The organism is Cryobacterium sp. TMT1-3, from assembly GCF_004402315.1.
GTDB lineage: Bacteria > Actinomycetota > Actinomycetes > Actinomycetales > Microbacteriaceae > Cryobacterium > Cryobacterium luteum.
In genome coordinates, this window is the sequence record NZ_SOFW01000008.1 from 19,841 (window position 1) to 37,990 (window position 18,150).

The 18,150-nt window shown below is 66.0% G+C and carries 16 protein-coding genes; 9 read left to right on the forward strand and 7 right to left on the reverse strand.

Translation table 11 applies throughout. The features are described from left to right. Positions 1–223: 223 nt before the first annotated feature. Entirely contained in the window at positions 224–418 is a 195-nt protein-coding gene (locus E3O25_RS03430; protein WP_134360461.1) for a hypothetical protein, read from the forward strand. Positions 419–488: 70 nt separating this feature from the next. On the opposite strand, the gene E3O25_RS03435 is transcribed toward E3O25_RS03430, so the two are convergent. Beyond that, positions 489–755, reverse strand: coding sequence for a protealysin inhibitor emfourin (locus tag E3O25_RS03435; RefSeq protein WP_134360462.1), 267 nt, complete (start codon positions 753–755; stop codon positions 489–491). 9 nt (positions 756–764) lie between these two features. Beyond that, the gene (locus tag E3O25_RS03440) at positions 765–1,859 is read right to left on the reverse strand and encodes a M4 family metallopeptidase (RefSeq protein ID WP_092112132.1); all 1,095 of its coding nucleotides are present in this window, start codon (positions 1,857–1,859) and stop codon (positions 765–767) included. A 71-nt stretch (positions 1,860–1,930) separates the two neighbouring features. Here E3O25_RS03440 and E3O25_RS03445 point away from each other — a divergent pair, with 71 nt between their 5' ends. The 3 genes from E3O25_RS03445 to E3O25_RS03455 all read left to right on the forward strand — a co-directional run bounded on the left by E3O25_RS03445 (position 1,931) and on the right by E3O25_RS03455 (position 7,008). Next, on the forward strand, positions 1,931–2,830 hold the full coding sequence (locus E3O25_RS03445) for an LLM class flavin-dependent oxidoreductase (protein ID WP_134360463.1): 900 nt from the start codon (positions 1,931–1,933) through the stop codon (positions 2,828–2,830). A gap of 50 nt (positions 2,831–2,880) precedes the next feature. Further along, positions 2,881–3,996, forward strand: coding sequence for an AI-2E family transporter (locus E3O25_RS03450; protein WP_134360464.1), 1,116 nt, complete (start codon positions 2,881–2,883; stop codon positions 3,994–3,996). Positions 3,997–4,071: 75 nt separating this feature from the next. Further along, the gene (locus E3O25_RS03455) at positions 4,072–7,008 is read left to right on the forward strand and encodes an aminotransferase (RefSeq protein ID WP_134360465.1); all 2,937 of its coding nucleotides are present in this window, start codon (positions 4,072–4,074) and stop codon (positions 7,006–7,008) included. Positions 7,009–7,040: 32 nt separating this feature from the next. On the opposite strand, the gene E3O25_RS03460 is transcribed toward E3O25_RS03455, so the two are convergent. Continuing rightward, positions 7,041–7,373, reverse strand: coding sequence for a hypothetical protein (locus tag E3O25_RS03460; RefSeq protein ID WP_092112141.1), 333 nt, complete (start codon positions 7,371–7,373; stop codon positions 7,041–7,043). A gap of 207 nt (positions 7,374–7,580) precedes the next feature. Here E3O25_RS03460 and rpsO point away from each other — a divergent pair, with 207 nt between their 5' ends. Together rpsO and E3O25_RS03470 are read left to right on the forward strand one after the other, a co-directional pair. Continuing rightward, positions 7,581–7,850, forward strand: a complete 270-nt coding sequence (rpsO, locus tag E3O25_RS03465) for a 30S ribosomal protein S15 (protein ID WP_092112143.1) — start codon at positions 7,581–7,583, stop codon at positions 7,848–7,850. Between the two features lie 169 nt (positions 7,851–8,019). Next, positions 8,020–9,558 (forward strand): amino acid permease, encoded by a 1,539-nt coding sequence (locus E3O25_RS03470; RefSeq protein WP_092112145.1) that lies wholly within the window; start codon positions 8,020–8,022, stop codon positions 9,556–9,558. On the opposite strand, the gene E3O25_RS03475 is transcribed toward E3O25_RS03470, so the two are convergent. Next, positions 9,555–10,346, reverse strand: a complete 792-nt coding sequence (locus E3O25_RS03475; RefSeq protein ID WP_092112147.1) for an SGNH/GDSL hydrolase family protein — start codon at positions 10,344–10,346, stop codon at positions 9,555–9,557. The two genes, E3O25_RS03470 and E3O25_RS03475, sit on opposite strands and share 4 nt — an antisense overlap. A gap of 425 nt (positions 10,347–10,771) precedes the next feature. On the opposite strand from E3O25_RS03475, the gene E3O25_RS03480 reads away from it, so the two are divergent. The 3 genes from E3O25_RS03480 (at position 10,772) to E3O25_RS03490 (ending at position 14,488) form a co-directional block, all read left to right on the forward strand. Next, entirely contained in the window at positions 10,772–13,066 is a 2,295-nt protein-coding gene (locus tag E3O25_RS03480; RefSeq protein WP_092112149.1) for a polyribonucleotide nucleotidyltransferase, read from the forward strand. 163 nt (positions 13,067–13,229) lie between these two features. Next, positions 13,230–14,078, forward strand: a complete 849-nt coding sequence (locus tag E3O25_RS03485; RefSeq protein ID WP_166787777.1) for an SGNH/GDSL hydrolase family protein — start codon at positions 13,230–13,232, stop codon at positions 14,076–14,078. Positions 14,079–14,152: 74 nt separating this feature from the next. Further along, positions 14,153–14,488, forward strand: coding sequence for a metalloregulator ArsR/SmtB family transcription factor (locus tag E3O25_RS03490; protein ID WP_198410943.1), 336 nt, complete (start codon positions 14,153–14,155; stop codon positions 14,486–14,488). A 24-nt stretch (positions 14,489–14,512) separates the two neighbouring features. Here E3O25_RS03490 and E3O25_RS03495 read toward each other — a convergent pair whose 3' ends face one another. From E3O25_RS03495 to E3O25_RS03505, 3 genes are read right to left on the reverse strand one after another with little or no spacing between them, the layout of a single operon-like run. Further along, positions 14,513–16,042 (reverse strand): NADH-quinone oxidoreductase subunit C, encoded by a 1,530-nt coding sequence (locus E3O25_RS03495; protein ID WP_092112153.1) that lies wholly within the window; start codon positions 16,040–16,042, stop codon positions 14,513–14,515. Beyond that, positions 16,042–17,490, reverse strand: a complete 1,449-nt coding sequence (locus E3O25_RS03500) for a proton-conducting transporter membrane subunit (protein WP_092112155.1) — start codon at positions 17,488–17,490, stop codon at positions 16,042–16,044. The genes E3O25_RS03495 and E3O25_RS03500 overlap by 1 nt, the downstream gene beginning before the upstream one ends. Next, on the reverse strand, positions 17,490–18,149 hold the full coding sequence (locus E3O25_RS03505; RefSeq protein ID WP_092112157.1) for a hypothetical protein: 660 nt from the start codon (positions 18,147–18,149) through the stop codon (positions 17,490–17,492). The genes E3O25_RS03500 and E3O25_RS03505 overlap by 1 nt, the downstream gene beginning before the upstream one ends. Position 18,150: the final 1 nt, after the last annotated feature.

Sequence of the window (18,150 nt, forward strand, 5' to 3'; positions counted from 1 at the left end):
ATCTGTTGCCCCCACAATGCGGCACGCTGGCCCTGTCAGCTGGAAATTTGCCCATCGGGGCAGGTATCTGGCGGAGCCGGCGTTTGGCCCGATCTGGTTTTGCCGTGTGCCGCAATCTGTTTTCAAAAAAAGTTCCACAGTGAGTGCTCTACCCGAAGTACCGGCGACAACGCCGAGCAGCAGTCCTCCCACTTCCCGGCGGTTCGCCGTATCGGCACCTCGAGTGTTCTACCCGGCACTCGGCATCATTCTGGCCCTCGTCATGATCGGTGTGTGCGTGGCCATCTACAAGGCCTTCCGCATCGAACACGAGGTTCTCGTCGTTGCTGAACGCCGCCAGCGTCGCGAGGAGATGGCTCGCCGCATCGGCAAGACCGTCACCGTGAGCAGGTCGACGGACATATCGAAGCGGCGCTGACCGACGATCCGGCACGGCGGCCGCGCTGGGGCCGTCGGCCGAAGGCCTGATCCTCAGCGGGATCGGGGCGCTACATTCCGTTGGCGGCCTTGACCCGGTTGACCAGATCACGCCAGGGACCGTTCACCTGTGGTTCGGCCAGGACGACTTCGTGCGGGGCGCACCGAATGCGGTATGCGAACCGATCGGGGGTGGCCTCACTGTCGGTGACATCGTCCCAGGGCAGCGAGTTGAGAAAAACGGCCCACGTCGCCGGGTCGGGTTGCTCTTCGACTCGGACTTCCCAGGTCAGGCGGATTCCCGCCATCCCGCCACTGCGCGAGACAATCACTTTCATACCGCGATGTTACTCCGGCCCGGCCAGCACCCCGACCGTCGCCCAGGCTCGCAGAACCGCGTCGTGGGCGGCACCACCGATGCCATACAAGGTCGCGGCCGTTTGGGCCGTGGCCGCAGCGAAGGCCGCGAAATCACTTGCGCGGCCGACCCCCGTGCCGGTGAGCGTGTCATACCAAATGCGGCCGGGGGTCTCCCAGGCGTTACCGCCGAGGGCCTCGGCGACCAGATAGAACGCTCGGTTCGGAATGCCCGAATTGAGGTGCACTCCGCCGTTGTCGTCTTCGGTCTCGACGTACCCGGCCATGCTGCTCGGCTGTGGATCTTTGCCGAGAACATCGTCGTTGTACGCGGTACCCGGCGCCTTCATCGAACGGAGGGCAACACCCTCGACCTGGTCGGTGAACAGACCCTCGCCGATCAGCCAACTGGCCTCGTTCGTCGACTGGGTCTTGGTGTGCTGCTCGACCAGCGCACCGAACACGTCGGAGATGGACTCGTTGAGCGCCCCCGACTGGCCCTGGTACTGAAGGTTGGCGGTGAACTGGGTGACACCGTGGGTGAGCTCATGCCCGATCACACTGGGCGAAATGGTGAATCGATTGAAGACCTGGCCGTCGCCGTCGCCGAACACCATGCGCTCGCCGTCCCAGAAGGCGTTGTCGTACTGCTTGCCGTAGTGCACCGTCGCGTCCATCGGCAGACCGGCACCGTCGATGCTGTCCCGCCCGAACTGCGTCCAGAACAGGTTCTGGGTGGCGCCCAGGCTGGTGTACGCCTCGTTCACCGCCGGGTCGCTGCCGGCCGGCTGACCCTCGGCGCGTACCCGGCGACCGGGTAGGCGTTCCTGGCCGTCGGCATCCGAAATGGTGCGATCAGACTGGCCGGGTGTGCGAGCCGGCAGGGTGCGAGCCCCGGAATAGGGAAACGGATGCGCCCCGCCCCGCAACTGCCGAATCTGTGAGTCGCGCAGCAGTGACTGCCGTGCCGCGGCTGCGGCCTGCGCGAATCGGGGATCGTCGAGTTTTGCCAGCCGCACCAGCAGGTATGGCGGAACGATCGTGCAGTACTGATGGGGACCGGGGCCCAGCTGCGGAGTGTTCATGTGCAGAGTCTGGCACCGGCCGCCGACATTGCAACAGCGAGTCTTCACGGCGCGCAAAATAGACTCGACCCATGCGCTTTGGAATCGTCATTCTCCCGCAGGACCCGTGGCGGGTTGCCCGCAGAAAATGGCTGGGCGCCGAGCGATACGGCTTCGACCACGCCTTCACCTACGACCACCTGTCGTGGCGCTCGCTCGCCGACGAACCCTGGAACGCGACCGTGCCCACCCTCACCGCGGCGGCGGCCGTGACCGAGCGCATCAGCCTCGGCACCTTTGTCTCATCACCGAACTTTCGGCACCCGGTGCCTTTCGCCAAGGAAATCGCCACGGTCGATGATGTGTCGAATGGGCGGTTTTTGCTCGGCATCGGGTCGGGCGGCACCGGTTTCGACGCGACGGTGCTGGGCCAGCCGGAGTACACGCCCCGGCAGCGGCACGAGCGGTTCGCCGAATTCGTCACCGACCTCGACTTGCTGCTGCGTGGTGAAGATTCGGAGATGACCGCGGGGATCAGCTTCACCGGTGACTGGTACACCGCCCGGAACGCACGCATGGTGAAACCCGCCGCCGTTGATTCCACGCGCTCCCGGGTTCCGTTCTTGATCGCCGCCAACGGGTCCAGGGGCCTCGGGCTGGTCAGCCGCTTCGGGCAGGGCTGGGTGACGACGGGCCAGGACGGCGCGCAGGGGGAGCTCTGGTGGTCCAGTGTGCGCGGTCTCAGCGAACGCCTCGAGGACGCCGCCCTCGCGGCCGGGCGCGACCCCGCCACGATCGACCGCTACCTCTCGCTCGATAGCGGCGGAACGTATTCCCTGCAGAGCATAAACGCGTTCGACGATGCCGTCGGCAGGGCCGCCGAGCTCGGTTTCACCGATGTGATCAGTCATTGGCCGCGGGAGCACGGCAGTTACGCCGGAGACGAAGCCGTCCTCGACACGGTCGCGGACGCACTGCACCGATTCGAGTAAAGAGACCGGTCGATCGGTGTTTCCGCCCGGCGGATGTCTAGGCTGGGTTCATGCGCGCACACGATGACCCCACGACCCTGGTTCCTCGCACCCCGCTGACCGACCGGCTCGGCTGGCTCGGATTGCGCAGCGGACAGATTCTGCTCGTCATCATCCTTGCCTCTGCGGTGATCTTCGGCCTGGTTCAGCTCAAGCTCGTCGTGATTCCGGTTTTGATCGCCATCATTCTCGCCGCGGCGCTCAGCCCGGTCATCAACGGCCTGCGCAAACGGGGCGTCGCCGCTATCCTGGCCACCTGGATCACCCTGCTCGGGGGTATCGGGGTCTTCGGCGGTATCATCACGCTCATCGTCTTCGCCGTGCGCGACCAGTGGGACGAGCTGTTCACCTCCGCCTCCGAGGGCATCGACCACCTGCAACAGTTTCTGATCGACGGACCGATCCAGGTCGACGAAAAGCAGATCGACGACGCCCGCGCGGCGGTCGCGGACTTTCTCACGAGCAGCCAGTTCGGAACCGGGGCGCTCGCCGGGGCATCCGTTGTCTTCGAGCTGGTCACCGGGGCCGTGCTTCTCGTGGTTATCCTGTTTTTCTTCCTCAAGGACGGCGGCCAGATCTGGAACTTCTTCCTGACGCCGTTCAAGGGCGAGCGCCTCGCCCGCGGACGCCGCATCGGCCACACCTCGCTGCGCGTGCTCGGCGGTTACGTGCGCGGCACGGCGATCGTCGCCGCCGTCGATGCGACCGCGATCGGCATCGGCCTGGCCATCCTGCAGGTGCCGCTGGCCCTGCCACTGGCCGTCATCGTGTTCCTCGGTGCGTTCATTCCGCTGATCGGCGCCACCGCGGCCGGGGTGCTCGCCGCTTTGGTCGCCCTCGTGGCGAGCGGGCCGGGGGTCGCGCTCATCGTGATCATCATCGTCATCGCCGTCAACCAGCTCGAGGGCAATTTTCTGCAGCCGGTCGTCATGGCGCAGTCGCTCAAGCTGCACCCGCTCGTCATCCTGGTCGGGTTGACCGCCGGAACCATCGTCGGCGGCATCGTCGGCGCCGTGCTCTCGGTGCCGATCGCGGCCGTCGCGTGGGCGATAGCGAAAGCCTGGAACACCCCGGACGCCCCGCGCCCGCGCGCGATCCCGCCCAAGCGGCGGGTGCGCAAGCGCTGAACCCGCGGCATCCGTTCCACCGTGTTGGTTTGAGTACCCTGCTCGCTGTACCGCCGCCCGCGTGACTGGAGAACCATGAACGAGCCAAGCCCCTTTCACCTGCCGAGGCCACGGCTGACGCTCGAGCAGGCGACCGACCTGGCCCGAGACCGGTTCGGCATCACCGGCACCGTCACCGAACTCGGCAGCCACCAGGACCGTAACTTTCGCATTGAAACGGATGCCGGCGCCGTCGTTCTCAAGGTCGCCAACCCGGCCGTGGCCACGGTTGAGCTCGAGGCCCAGAACGCGGCGCTGCAGCACCTCGTCGGCCTGAACCTTGACCTGCCTGCACCCGTCGCCGGCATCGAGGGCAGCCGGATCGTGCACGCCACGATCGACGGGCAGAACCTCGACCTGCGGCTGCTGACCTACGTCGACGGACATCCGCTGACCGAATCGGCGCGACTGTCGGTCGGGCAGATCCGTTCGCTCGGTGACGTCGCCGCTCGCCTCGTTCATGGCCTGGCCGACTTCGAACACCCGGGAACGGACCGATTTCTGCAATGGGACCTGCGGCGCGGCGGCGCGGTCATCGACGCGCTCCTGCCCGCCATCGACGACGAGGCCCGCCGCGTGCGGCTGCGCACGGTCACCGACACCGCCCGGCAGCGCATCGCCCTGGTCGCGGACGACCTGCGCGTGCAGACGATCCACGGCGACCTGACCGACGACAACGTCGTGAGTCGGGACGGCGCTGCCGGCACCATCACCGGGGTCATCGACTTCGGCGATGTGGCCCGGGGCTGGCTCGTTGCCGAACTCGCCGCGACCTGCGCCTGCGTGCTCTACCGCAGCCCGCAGCATCCGCTGGCCATCCTCGACACGATCGAGGCCTTCGCCGCACGGGTAGCGCTCACCGAGGCCGAACTCGGCGCCCTCTGGCCGTTGATCCTGGTGCGCACCGCGGTGCTCGTCGTCAGCGGCGAAGCGCAGGTGCAGCTCGACGGCGACAACGACTATGCCGACGCGAACCGGGCCCGCGAGTGGCTCGCCTTCGAGACGGCGGCCGCCCAGAACAGTGCCGAACTCGAAGCATTGATCCGCTTCACGGTGGCCGACCAGGCGGTGGCCGAGCAGCGCCAGCCGATCGGGGCAACCGAGCATCCGCTGCTCGGACCGCTCGACCCGGAAGCCCGCATCGACCTTTCGGTGACGAGTGCTGCGTTCGACGCCGGCAGCTGGCTCGAACCGGGGATCGACGAGCGAGTGGCGACGGATGCCGCTGCCCGCCTCGGCCTTGCCGTCACCGGCTACGGCGAGTTTCGACTGTCCCAGACCAAAATCGACACGGCCGACGAGTCGATCACCCTGCACCTCGGCGTCGGGGTGTACCTGCCGGAGGGGAGCCCGGTCACGGCTCCGATCGACGGGACCGTCGTCGTGGTCGATTCCACCACGGTTCGGTTAGACGGCGCCGACTACGATCTGTGGCTGACCGGGGTTGCCGCGACCGCCCTCGACGGGGAGGTCATCCGGGCGGGCGCCGCACTGGGCAGCGTTACCGCCCACTCCCGACGCGCACGACACGAAACGGCCATCGCCGGTGTGATGGTGCAGACCAGCCGGCTGCGCGGCATCCGTCCCCCGCGCTTCGTCGCGCCGTCGACGGCTGCCCTCTGGCAGCGGGTCTGCCCCGATCCGTCCGCGCTGCTCGGGCTAACGCCCCTGCGCTCGCTCGCCGACCCGGCCGTCCTGCTGCAGCGCCGCGACGCGTCGTTCGCCAGGGTGCAGGAACACTATTACGCGGCGCCGCCGCAGATCGAACGCGGCTGGAAGCACCATCTCATCGACACCCACGGGCAGAGCTACGTCGACATGGTCAACAATGTCACGACGGTCGGCCACGGACACCCGCGCATCACCGAGGCTGCGCGCAGCCAGTGGTCGCTGCTCAACACCAACTCCCGCTTTCACTACGAAGAACTCGTGCGCTTCACCGAACGCCTCGCCGAGCTGGCCCCCGACCCCCTCGACACGGTCTTTCTGGTCAACAGCGGCACCGAGGCCGTTGACCTGGCCCTGCGCCTGGCCCTCAGCTACACCGGTCACGACACGGTCCTGTCGGTGCGGGAGGCCTACCACGGCTGGTCTATGGCAGCGGATGCCGTCTCCTCGTCGGTCGCCGACAACCCTCGGGCGCTGGAAACCCGCCCGGACTGGGTGCACCTGGTCGAGGCGCCGAACGCCGTGCGCGGCAAGTATCGGGGCATGCAGTCGGCGCCGCAGTACCTGAACGACCTCGACGGTGACCTGCAGGCCCTCTCCGCCGAGGGGCGCACGGTCGCCGCCTTCATTGCCGAACCGGTGTTCGGCAATGCCGGTGGGGTGCTGCTGCCCGACGGCTACCTGAGCGGCGTTTACGAGCGGATGCGCGCCCGCGGTGCGCTCTGCATCGCCGACGAGGTACAGGTGAGCTACGCGCGCCTCGGCCGACACTTCTGGGGCACCGAACAGCAGAACGTGGTGCCGGACATCATCACCATCGCCAAGGCGATGGGTAACGGGCATCCGCTCGGAGCGGTCATCACCCGCCGCGACGTGGCCGAGCGCTTCGCCGATGACGGGCCGTTCTTCTCCTCAGCCGGCGGCAGCCCGCTCAGCTGCCGGATCGGCCTCACCGTGCTCGACATCATGCGTGATGAGGGCCTGCAACAGAACGCCGAGGTTGTCGGCCGGCACCTCAAGCGGGGCCTGGAACGGCTCGGGGAACGATTCGATTCTGTCGGCGCCGTCTACGGCATGGGGCTCTACCTCGGCGTCGAACTGGTCAGCGATCGGGCCAAGTTCACACCCGCCACTGCCCTTGCCGCCCGGCTGTGCGACGAACTGCTGCTGCGCGGCTGTATCGTGCAGCCCACCGGAGACTTCAAGAATGTGCTCAAGATCAAGCCTCCGCTCTGTCTCAGCATTGCCAGCGCCGACCATTTTCTGCGCGCACTTGACGGAGCGCTGAGCGAGTTGTGCGCCTGAGTCGGACGAGGCACCCAGATGATACCCGCGGGCTACCGCCGCGACTTGACCAGCGCGGGGGCCGACGGCTCCGGTTCGGCGACGAAGACCAGGCCGCCTGCACTGTTGGCCGAGAGCATGAGCGCTTCGATCCAATCCCGATTGACCGACGGTGTTCGGCTGCCGAAGTATCGGTAGTACAGCGTGCTCGTGGGGTCGAGCCAGATCGCGCTGCGACCGCTGCCCTCGTCGGGCGAATCGGTCCACGTAAAGATGAAACTCTCGCGTCGGCGCAGCTTGGTGCTAATCACGATCTGCAGGTGCATGAGGGCTCGATCGTCGAAGGTGATCACGATGCCCGGATTGCCGTAAAGCAACGTTCCCATAGGTGCCCCTCCTCGATGATTCCACCACTGTAGCGGTACGCGGACGAGGGGACGGACCGGCCGGGTTGTCGCGTGTTTGCGCCCGGTGACCGCACCGGTCGCCCACTCTGCTAAAGTATGTAGGTTGCCGTTCAACGGCCGCGGATAAAGAGAGCTCAGGCATTCAGCCAAGGGCACCGCGCAGTGAGAGAAAGGGGATCCCACTTTATGGCACTCGAACCAGATGCTAAGAAGGCGATCATCGAAAAGTACGCTACCCACCCAGGCGACACCGGGTCCCCGGAAGTTCAGATTGCAATGCTCACGCAGCGCATTCTTGACCTCACGGAGCACCTGAAAGAGCACAAGCACGACCACCACTCACGTCGTGGCCTGCTTCTTATGGTTGGTCAGCGTCGCCGTCTGCTCGGTTACCTGTCGGACATCGACATTACTCGATACCGCACACTGATCGGCAGCCTCGGCCTGCGTCGCTAATTTTCTGCAATTGATGTGCAGGAAGCTGCGCAGCGATGACAACGCGAACTTCTTCAGAACGGGCCGTCACCTTTTAGGTGGCGGCCCGTTCTGTACACCCCCTTCGAACTGGGGGTACAGCGGACGCTAGAATATGGGGTTGGCAACAAAAGAACGGACACCGCACAATATGAGCCTCTGGCGCACCAAGAGTATTGAAGATTCGATAGCAGACTCGCTCGAGAAGGGCCACAGCCTCAAACGAACCCTCGGCACGTGGGACCTCATGATCATGGGTGTTGCCGTGGCCGTCGGCGCGGGAATCTTCTCCGTCGGCGCCAAGGCCGCCGGCAGCTACGCCGGACCGTCGGTCACGCTGGCCTTTCTGCTGGCAGCCTTCACCTGTGCTCTCGCGATCATGTGTTACGCCGAGTTCGCCTCGGCGGTTCCCGTCGCCGGATCCGCGTACACGTTCACCTACGCCACTCTCGGTGAGCTGCTCGCCTGGATCATCGGCTGGGACCTCATCCTGGAGATGCTCACCGCGGCCGCCGTGATCGCGAAATACTGGGGCATCTACCTCAGTACCGTCTTCGATCTGGCCGGCTGGAACGTTCCCGCCACGATCACCGTGCTCGGCCTCGAGGTGAGCTGGGGTGCCTTCGTCATCGTCGCCATCTTCACCGCCCTGCTCGTGCTCGGCACCCAGCTCTCCGCCCGTGTTGCGAGCGTCTTCACGATCATCAAGGTCGCCATCGTCGTTTTCGTCATCGTCGTCGGCGCGTTCTTCATCAATCCGAAAAACTACACCCCGTTCATCCCTGCCGAAGTCCCAACGACCGGCGGGGATGATGACGTCTGGATGCAGTCGTTATTCTCCTTCATGACCGGTGCGGCCCCGGCCCAGTACGGCCTGTTCGGGCTGCTCGCCGGTGCCTCCCTGGTCTTCTTCGCCTTCATCGGGTTCGATGTCGTCGCCACGAGCGCCGAAGAAGTCAAGAACCCGCAAAAGACCCTGCCCCGGGGCATCTTCGCCGGTCTCGCGATCGTCACCGTGCTCTACCTCGGCGTGAGCCTGGTTTTGACCGGCATGGTGCCGTACACGGTGCTGGCCGACGACCCCGACGCCTCCCTGGCAACCGCCTTCGTGGCCGTCGGCGCCGGCTGGGCTGCGCAGGTCATCTCGATCGGAATTCTGGTCGGACTCACGACGGTGATTATGGTGCTGCTACTCGGCCTGTCGCGGGTGCTGTTCGCGATGAGCCGCGACGGCCTGCTGCCGCGCTGGCTCAGCGTTACGAGTGACAAGCGCCGCACTCCCGCGCGCATTCAGATCATCTCCGGTGCCGCCGTTGCGCTGATCGCCGGCCTCACCGACGTCGGCGTGCTCGAGGAGATGATTAATATCGGCACGCTGTCGGCCTTCGTGCTGGTGAGTATCGCCGTTGTCGTGCTGCGCAAGAAACGCCCGGATCTGCCGCGCGCTTTCAAAGTACCGTTCTCACCGGTGCTGCCGATTCTGTCGGCCGTGCTCTGTACCTGGCTGATGCTGAACCTCACCACCCTCACCTGGGTGCGGTTCGCGGTCTGGCTGGTCCTAGGATTCATCGTGTACTTCGCCTACGGTCGTCGCCATTCCGTGCTCGGCATCAAGCAGCGTGCTGATGCCAAGGCAACCCTCGACGCCCCCACGCAAGCCACGCCCGTCGAGGCCAAGCCCGTCGACTAGTTTCCGGTGACGGTGGACTCGCCGTTATCCTGAGCTTCGTGCCCGATCGACACCGACGCGACCCCGCTCGAACCGAGGCGGTCGCGGGCAAGATCCAGGCGTTCGGCCATTTCCGCGGCGAGGAATTCTCCCCATAAGCGGTAGTCCGTCGAATTTTGGTATCGGCCGAAGACCAGGAAGGCGTTCTCGGTCAGCGGGAGGTAGACCGACCGCGGCACGGCTCGGCAGACCCTCTCCGTGCGCACGGTCAAGTGTCGGGCGTGGGCGTTGGCAACGGAACCGAGCAGGCTGTCAAAGGCAGGAATCGTTCGAATCGGCTGGATATCCATCACGTACACGTATGTACCATCGAGAGTTTCTCGCTCGAGAGCCCGGAGCAGTAGGCCCATGTTCTGCTCCCAGGATTTCTCCGAGGTGAGATTCACCGCGTCATTCACACCGACAAAGATGACAACCGCGTGGACTTGGCTCAGGTCGTGCCCAATGAGCAGATCCGGAAGCTTCTCTAAAATTCCAAAAGGATCGGCCGCCAGGGTTACGTCGGCACCGCGGCCGGTTCGGGCTGAAAGCGCGCGGGCCAGGGACCCCGGCAGCGCAAGATCATGGCTGCTGACCCCCCAGCCCGAAGCGGGGCCACCGCCCACAATGAGCACACGATCACTGTCGCCCCCTGGTGAGTGCGCCTGCGGGAGATCGGTCGGGCGCGGGATGCTGGCGCTGTCCTGCCGGATGAACCCCATCCACGCGCGCATGATCCCGACAATCAGCAGCCTGTTGAGTCCCTGCACCGTCGCAACCTCCTTTCAGTTACCTCTCACTCTGCCCGAGGCTTGGGCCCGGTTCGCTGACTTCGTGGCACCAGTTCGGGGCTCATTCACCGAGACCGGCTGGCGAGGCGGCATCCGCTCAACACCGTCCGGAATCGGCAAAAACTTTCGGTCTGATAAGCTGACGGCGGTCCTTCCTTGGAAGCGGCCGAGCAACCGGAGCGCAGCTGGCATGATGCTGGTCCTCGGTGGTGGTTTCCCAGACGCGCAGCTTCTGGTGAATTTCTACTGGTGGCCAGCACAGCGACAGTGTGAACGGAAAGAAACGTTGACACGAGGCCTGATCCTGCCTGTTCGAGCTCCTCGTCCCACTCGTGCGCCACATGGGCACGCGAGCCTTCGTCGCCAGAATGGCGAGAAGCAAACTTAAAGGAGAAAACCCCCACATGGAGGGTCCAGAAATCACGTTCGCCGAGACCGTTATCGACAACGGCAAGTACGGCAAGCGCACCATCCGTTTTGAAACCGGGCGTCTCGCCCAGCAGGCGCAGGGTTCTGCTGCCGCCTACATTGACGAAGAGACGATGCTGCTGTCCGCCACGAGCGTCAGCAAGCAGCCGAAGGACAACTTCGACTTCTTCCCGCTCACCATCGACGTCGAAGAGCGCATGTACGCTGCCGGCCGCATCCCGGGCAGCTTCTTCCGCCGCGAAGGTCGTCCCTCGACCGACGCGATCCTCACCTGCCGTCTGATCGACCGGCCGCTGCGTCCGTCGTTCGTCGACGGACTCCGCAACGAGATCCAGGTTGTCATCACCGTACTGGCCATCGAGCCCGACGAACTGTACGACGTGCTCGCGATCAACGCGGCCTCCATGTCGACCCAGCTCGCCGGCCTGCCGTTCTCCGGACCGATCGGCGGCGTTCGCGTCGCCCTCATCCCCGACGAGAACGGGGGCGGCCAGTGGGTTGCCTTCCCGAAGCACTCACAGCTCGACGACGCCGTCTTCAGCATGGTCGTCGCCGGCCGGGTTGTCACCGACGCCAACGGCGCGCAGGACGTCGCGATCATGATGATCGAGGCCGAAGCCACCGACGCCGCCTGGAACCTGATCAAGGGTGGCGCCATCGCGCCGAACGAAGCCGTCGTCGCTCAGGGCATCGAAGCGTCCAAGCCCTTCATCAAGCAGCTCGTCTTCGCACAGCAGCAGGTAGCGGATGCCGCCGCCAAGCCGACCGCCGACTTCGCCCTGTTCCCGCCCTACCAGCCGGCGACCTACGACGCCGTCGCGGCGCTGTCCTACGACCAGCTGGGGACGGTCTACACGATCGCCGACAAGGTCGAACGTCAGAACGCCGACGACGCACTCAAGGCATCCGTCAAGACCGCCATCGCGGCCAAGGTTGACGCCGGTGAGCTCGACGCGAGCGCCAACACCCAGGTCAACGCGGCCTACAAATCAGTCACCAAGCTCGTCGTGCGCTCCCGCGTGCTCAACGAGGGCATCCGCATCGACGGCCGTGGGCTGGCCGACATTCGTCCCCTCGACGCCGAGGTTGCGGTCATCCCGCGCGTGCACGGCTCGGCCATCTTCCAGCGCGGCGAAACCCAGATCCTGGGCGTCACCACACTGAACATGCTCAAGCTCGAGCAGTCGATCGACTCGCTGAACCCCGTCACCAAAAAGCGCTACATGCACAACTACAACTTCCCGCCCTACTCGACCGGTGAAACCGGTCGCGTTGGAACGCCGAAGCGCCGCGAGATCGGCCACGGAGCGCTCGCTGAGCGCGCCCTGGTTCCCGTGCTGCCGACGCGTGAGGAGTTCCCGTACGCCATCCGTCAGGTGTCAGAAGCGCTCAGCTCCAACGGATCCACCTCGATGGGTTCCGTCTGCGCCTCCACCCTGTCGCTGCTGAACGCCGGAGTGCCGCTGCGCGCGCCGGTCGCCGGCATCGCCATGGGCCTGATCAGCGACACCGTTGACGGCCAGACCCGCTACGCGGCCCTGACCGACATCCTCGGCGCCGAAGACGCCCTCGGCGACATGGACTTCAAGGTGGCAGGCACGAGCGAATTCATCACCGCAATCCAGCTCGACACCAAGCTCGACGGCATTCCCGCCTCGGTTTTGGCTGGTGCGCTGACGCAGGCGAAAGACGCTCGCACCACGATCCTCTCCGTGCTGAACGCGGCGATCGACGCTCCCGACGAGATGGCGCCCACAGCGCCCCGCGTCATCAGCGTGCAGATTCCCGTTGACAAGATCGGCGAGCTGATCGGCCCGAAGGGCAAGACCATCAACTCGATCCAGGACACCACCGGTGCCGACATCTCGATCGAGGAAGACGGCACCGTGTACATCGGCGCCGTCGACGGACCGTCGGCCGAGGCCGCTCGCGCCCAGGTTAACGCCATCGCGAACCCGACCAACCCGGAGGTGGGCGAACAGTTCCTCGGAACCGTCGTCAAGATCGCCGCGTTCGGTGCCTTCGTCTCGTTGCTTCCGGGCAAGGATGGTCTGCTGCACATCTCCGAGGTGCGTAAACTTGCAGGTGGCAAGCGCGTTGAGAACGTCGAAGACGTACTCGGCGTCGGCCAGAAGGTTCTCGTGGAAATCACGAAGATCGATGACCGTGGCAAGCTGTCGCTCGCCCCGGTGCTCGACGAGGCTGCTGACACCGAGGGCCGCGCTGCGGCTTCCGACAGCGCCGACGCGTCGACCGAGGTCTCGAACTAAACGAACACCGTGCCCCAATAGATCTCCCGATCACCTCTCGCCAGGTCGGTCGGGCAGACGGAAGGCCCGCACTGCTTGCAGTGCGGGCCTTTTCGCGCGCCGGGCAGGGCAGAACTGCTCGTGCGCCTTGTCGACCTCGCGCACCGGGTTTACCGTTGCGCGCATGACTAATCACCGGAACGTTGTGTCTTTCCTGTCGCGCCTCGGCGCCGTTTCCCTGCTCACCGTCGGCCTGGTGGGCGGCATCGCGGCCGCCCCCGCTCTCGCGCAGTCCACCGCGACACCCACCGTCGCATCCGCTCTCGGCTATGTCGCCCTCGGCGATTCCTTCACTGCCGGTCAGGGGGCACCGCCCTACGTCTCCGACGGCACCGCCTGCCTCCGCAGCAAGCGGGCCAGCTACCCGGCCTTCGCGGCGCTCGTGAGCCCGTATCGCCTCACGTCCAACCGGGCCTGCTCCGGTGCCAGCACAGCGGATGTCCCGGCTCAACTTCTCGGAGTCAGCCCGGCCACCGCCCTGGTCACCCTCACCGTCGGCGGCATCGATGCCGGCTCCAACATCGTCCTGGCGGCTTGCGCCCCCAGTCCGGCCAGCCTGGTCTGTCTGGGCGCCATCGACAACAGCATGGCCCAGCTGGCCCTTCTCCCGCCCAAGCTCGTGGGCGCCTACACCGCTGTGGCCTCAGCGCTGCCGCAGGCGAGGATTGCCGTATTGAGCTACCCGCGCCAGTTCAAGCCCGGCTTCACTCCGCTCGGCGACGTGCTCAACACGGCGACCGACGCCCTGAACACGGCGATCGCCGGATCCGTCGCGGCCATGGCGACCCCGCGCATCCGCTTCATCGATGCCTCGCAGGAATTCGCCGGACACGGCATCGGCTCCCGGGTGCCGTACTTTGCGTTGGATCCGCTGAACCCGCTCGCACCGGCAAACTTTCACCCTAACGCGCTTGGGAACAGCCTCGGGTACACCCGTGCGCTCGCCAACGACGGTGTGTTGCGTCGGCCGTAGCCCGCACGGAGTCAGAAACCGGCAGCCGCCGCGATCTAAATGAAGGAATCATCAAGTAGCGATATACTTAAGCTGTGCTGTCTTCCGGTTTGCCCGCTGCCCAATTGAAGTCCGACCTGTTCAAGTCGCTCGGGCATCCTTTGCGGGTGCAGGTTCTGGAACAGCTCGTAGCCGGAGAACGTTCGGTCGGTTCGCTCGCCGAAGCGCTCGGCTGCGAGCTCTCCAACCTGTCGCAGCAGCTCGGGGTGCTTCGACGCGCCGGCGTGGTCATGACCCGCCGCGAGGGAAACTCCATCTTCTACGCACTGCGCGACCCGAGCACGATCGAGCTGCTTGCCGCGGCCAAACGCATGGTGCTCGCCAACCTCGCCGATTCGCACGCCCTACTCCGCCACCTGGAACAGGAATAGTTCCTAAGTCGGGGCGCAGGGGCGTTACAGGTCGTTGCCGGCGTAAGAGAGGTTGAAGCTCTTGTTGGCCAGCGGAAAGTCGGGAACGATCGTCTCCGACAGGGCGTCGGGCAGGGCGGGCCAGTTCAGGAACGACGGGTCGACGACCTTCACCCGGGCGAGCGTTCCGTCGGCGGCGAGCTCGACCCGATGGGTCGCGGTTCCGCGCCAGGCTTCGACCAAGGCGAGTCCGGTGCCGGCCTGTGCCGGGTTCACGCGGAACGCGCTTCCGGTGTGTCCCTGCAACCGGTGGAGCAGGTCGACCGCGATCGCGGTGGACACCTCGACCTCGCGCGCGCGAACGGTGTACCGCGCGAGCACATCGCCTCCTTCCTCGGTCACGACGTGGAAGACTTCGCCGAGATTGACGAACGGATGCTCGTTGCGGGCGTCCGTGTCGATGCCGGAGGCGCGGGCGACGTAGCCGAGCGTTCCGATCATGGTCGCGTGCGCGTTGGACAGCCGGGCGGTGCCGGTGAAACGGCCGCGGACGATGGCGTGCCCGAGCGTGATTCCGACCAGTTCGGCCATGGCAGCGCTGATGCGCACGAGGTCGGCCGCATCGGGAAGGGAAATCACCCGGGTGCCGCCCACGCTGAGAGCACCGCGCAGCAGTCGGTGACCGGTGATCGTTTTGTTGATGCGCAGCAGCTGCTCGCGCAACCCCAGGGCGTGGGCGTCGATGATGCCGAACCCTACGTCGTTGGCGAGGGAACCGAGGTCGGTCACGTGGTTGTACAGGCGTTCCAACTCGAGCAGCAGCGCGCGCAGCAGCCGATCGGGCTCGGAAACTTCGATGCCGGCGGCCTGTTCGACGGCCATGACGAAGGCCAGGGAGTGCCCGACGGCGGTGTCGCCGCTGATTTGTTCGGCCAGGAGCACTCCCTCCGCCGCGGTCTTACCCTCGAACACCTTCTCGACTCCGCGGTGCAGGTACCACTGGCGCGCTTCCATCCGCACGATGGTCTCCCCGACGACGGAGAACCGAAAGTGGCCGGGCTCGATGATGCCGGCGTGAATGGGACCGACGGCGATCTCGTAGACGCCGGGGCCTTCCACAGGCACGAACGGGAACGACTCGGTGTCGGGCTCGAACTCGGGCACGACGGCGTTGGCGCGCAGCATGGGGTACCAGCCGCGCGGCCAGTGGCCGTGGCGTACGAGGCGGTGCGGCTGCGGATGATTGCGGGGGACGACCCCGTACAGGTCGCGGATGCCGCGCTCGAAGTTGCCGGCCGGCAGGGACCTCTCGGCGAGGCTCGGAATCCAGGCATCATCTCGCGGCACGGTGACGCAGAGGTCAGCCCGCAACACCGCGGTGGTGCCCACGAAGGAGTAGACGATGCGAAAGTCATTTTCGTCTTCGTGGCAGGCGACCAGCGCCAGGCGGCTGCCGGCGTCGAGCAAGGCGCCGGCGGCCTGCGGTAGTTGGGCACGGTCGAGGTGACGCAGTTCGGCGTCGCCGGACGCCAGATTATCGGCATCCACGTCTTCGGGCGTTCGCTCGTCAGTCATCAGTTGGTTCCTCCCAGAACGGCCGTGGCCTGCAGCAGCAGGGTGCCGATCGGTTCGGCCACGAACGCGACCGTCGCTGTCGTGGCCAGGGCCAGGATGATGGGCAGGCGCGGGCCGTGCGACGAGTAGTCGGGTGTGAACGCGGTGCCGGCTGGGGGAGCCCCGATGGTCATCTGCACGGTGAGACGGGTGAACGCGGCAAAGATGACGAGCAGCAGCACGAGGGCCGCTCCGACCACGCCGCCGAGACCCACCGACCAGCCGGCCATGATGATGCCGACTTCGGAGAAGAAGATGCTGAACGGGGGAAACCCGACGATGGCGGCCATGGCGATCAGCCAGGGCACCGCGAGGCCGGGGCGTCGCACCAGCAGGGCGCGCACGTCCGTGATTACCGGGGTGCCCTCGACCTTGAGAATGCGTCCCGAGATTACGAACAGGGTTGCCTTGATCAGGCCGTGGCCGAGAATGTACAACAGCACGGAGGGGAGCGCGGCCGGGCCGATGGCCACGCCGATCGCCATGAGGCCCATGTGTTCGATGCTGGAGTAGGCGAGCATCCGCTTGTAGTCGCGTTGGCGAATGAGCAGGGAGGCGGCCACGAGCAGGGAGAGCAGGCCGCCGATGCTGAGCATAGTGCGCAGAAATTCCGGGCCGATCACGAGATTGGTGATCGACTGGATGCGCAGGATGGCGTAGAGCGCGACGGAGAGCAGCACGCCCGACATCAGGCCGGAGACCGGCGCGGGGGCCTGACTGTGGGCATCCGGCAGCCAGCTGTGCATCGGGGCCAGGCCCGACTTGGTGGCGAATCCGAGCACGGCGAGTGCACCGCCGGCGGTGATGAGCGCGGGATCGAGGCCTCGCGCGGACTGGCTCAGCATCATCCAGGACAGGGTGGGGGTGTCGGTGCCGACCGAGGCGGCGTAGATGAGCACGATGCCGAGCAGTGCGATGGCGACTCCGACCGAGCCGAGGATGACGTATTTCCAGGCTGCCTCGAGGGACCGGCGGGTGCGGTGGTGTCCGACCAGGAACGCGGTGGCGATGGTCGTGGCTTCAACGGCGGCCCACATCAGGCCGATGCTGTCGGCGAGTACGGCGAGGGACATCGCGGCCAGGAACAGGGCGATGAGCGCCTCATAACCGGCGGCGTCCCTGGTGCGGCTCGATGCGGCGCTGCTGAGACCGCCCCAGGTGGAGATGAGGCCGACCGCTCCGACGACGCTGAGCATGTAGGCGGAGAGGGCGTCGGCGCGCAGCATGCCGCCGCCGCTGTCGGGAACGGAACCGCTCAGCACCGCGCCGACCAGTACCAATCCAGAGCCGAGCACCGCGGTCGACGCGGCGACGCCGACGAAACGGCGGAGCGCCGAGCCGCGAAGCAGGAGGCTGAGCCCGGCCAGGACGAGCGGGCCGACCAGGGGAATCCACAGTACAAATGACATCAGTCGTGCAACTCTCTGAGCTGATCGACGGCGGTGCCGCCGAACTTGGTGCGCATGCGGCCGGCGAACACGTGCAGGATGAGCACGACCAGCAGCACGTCGAGGGAGACCGCGAATTCGAGCAGAATCGGAACACCGCCGCTGGTCAGGAATGCGATGGTGGCGATGCCGTTGTCGAGCAGCAGAAAACCGATGAGCTGGGAGCGGGCGCGGCGGCGGCTGATCAGCAGCAGAAAGCCGATGAGGACCATGGCCAGGCCGATCGGGGCGGCATGGCCGGTCGTCGTATCACCGAGGCCGAAGACGCGGCTGACCACGACGTAGCTGAGAATGGTCAGCAGGGTGACGGCGAGCAGGGCGGCGGTCGGGTTGAGCCGGGGTGATTCCTGAATCTGTTTGATCGACGCTTTGGATTGGTGGGCGAGCACCCACGGCAGGCCGACGCCCTTGACCGAGAGAATCAGCAGCGACACGAGCACCAGTTCGGGCTCACCCTCGGCGATGCCGATCACGGCGACGAGTGCGGCGAGGGCGATGCCCTGCAGGGCCAGCAGCCGAATGGACGCGAGCAGGGAATGACGCCAGACCATGAGCGCGCTCGTGAGCAGCAGGGCGCCGGTGCACAGGCCGATCAGCTGGGGATAGAAGGTTTCAAACACG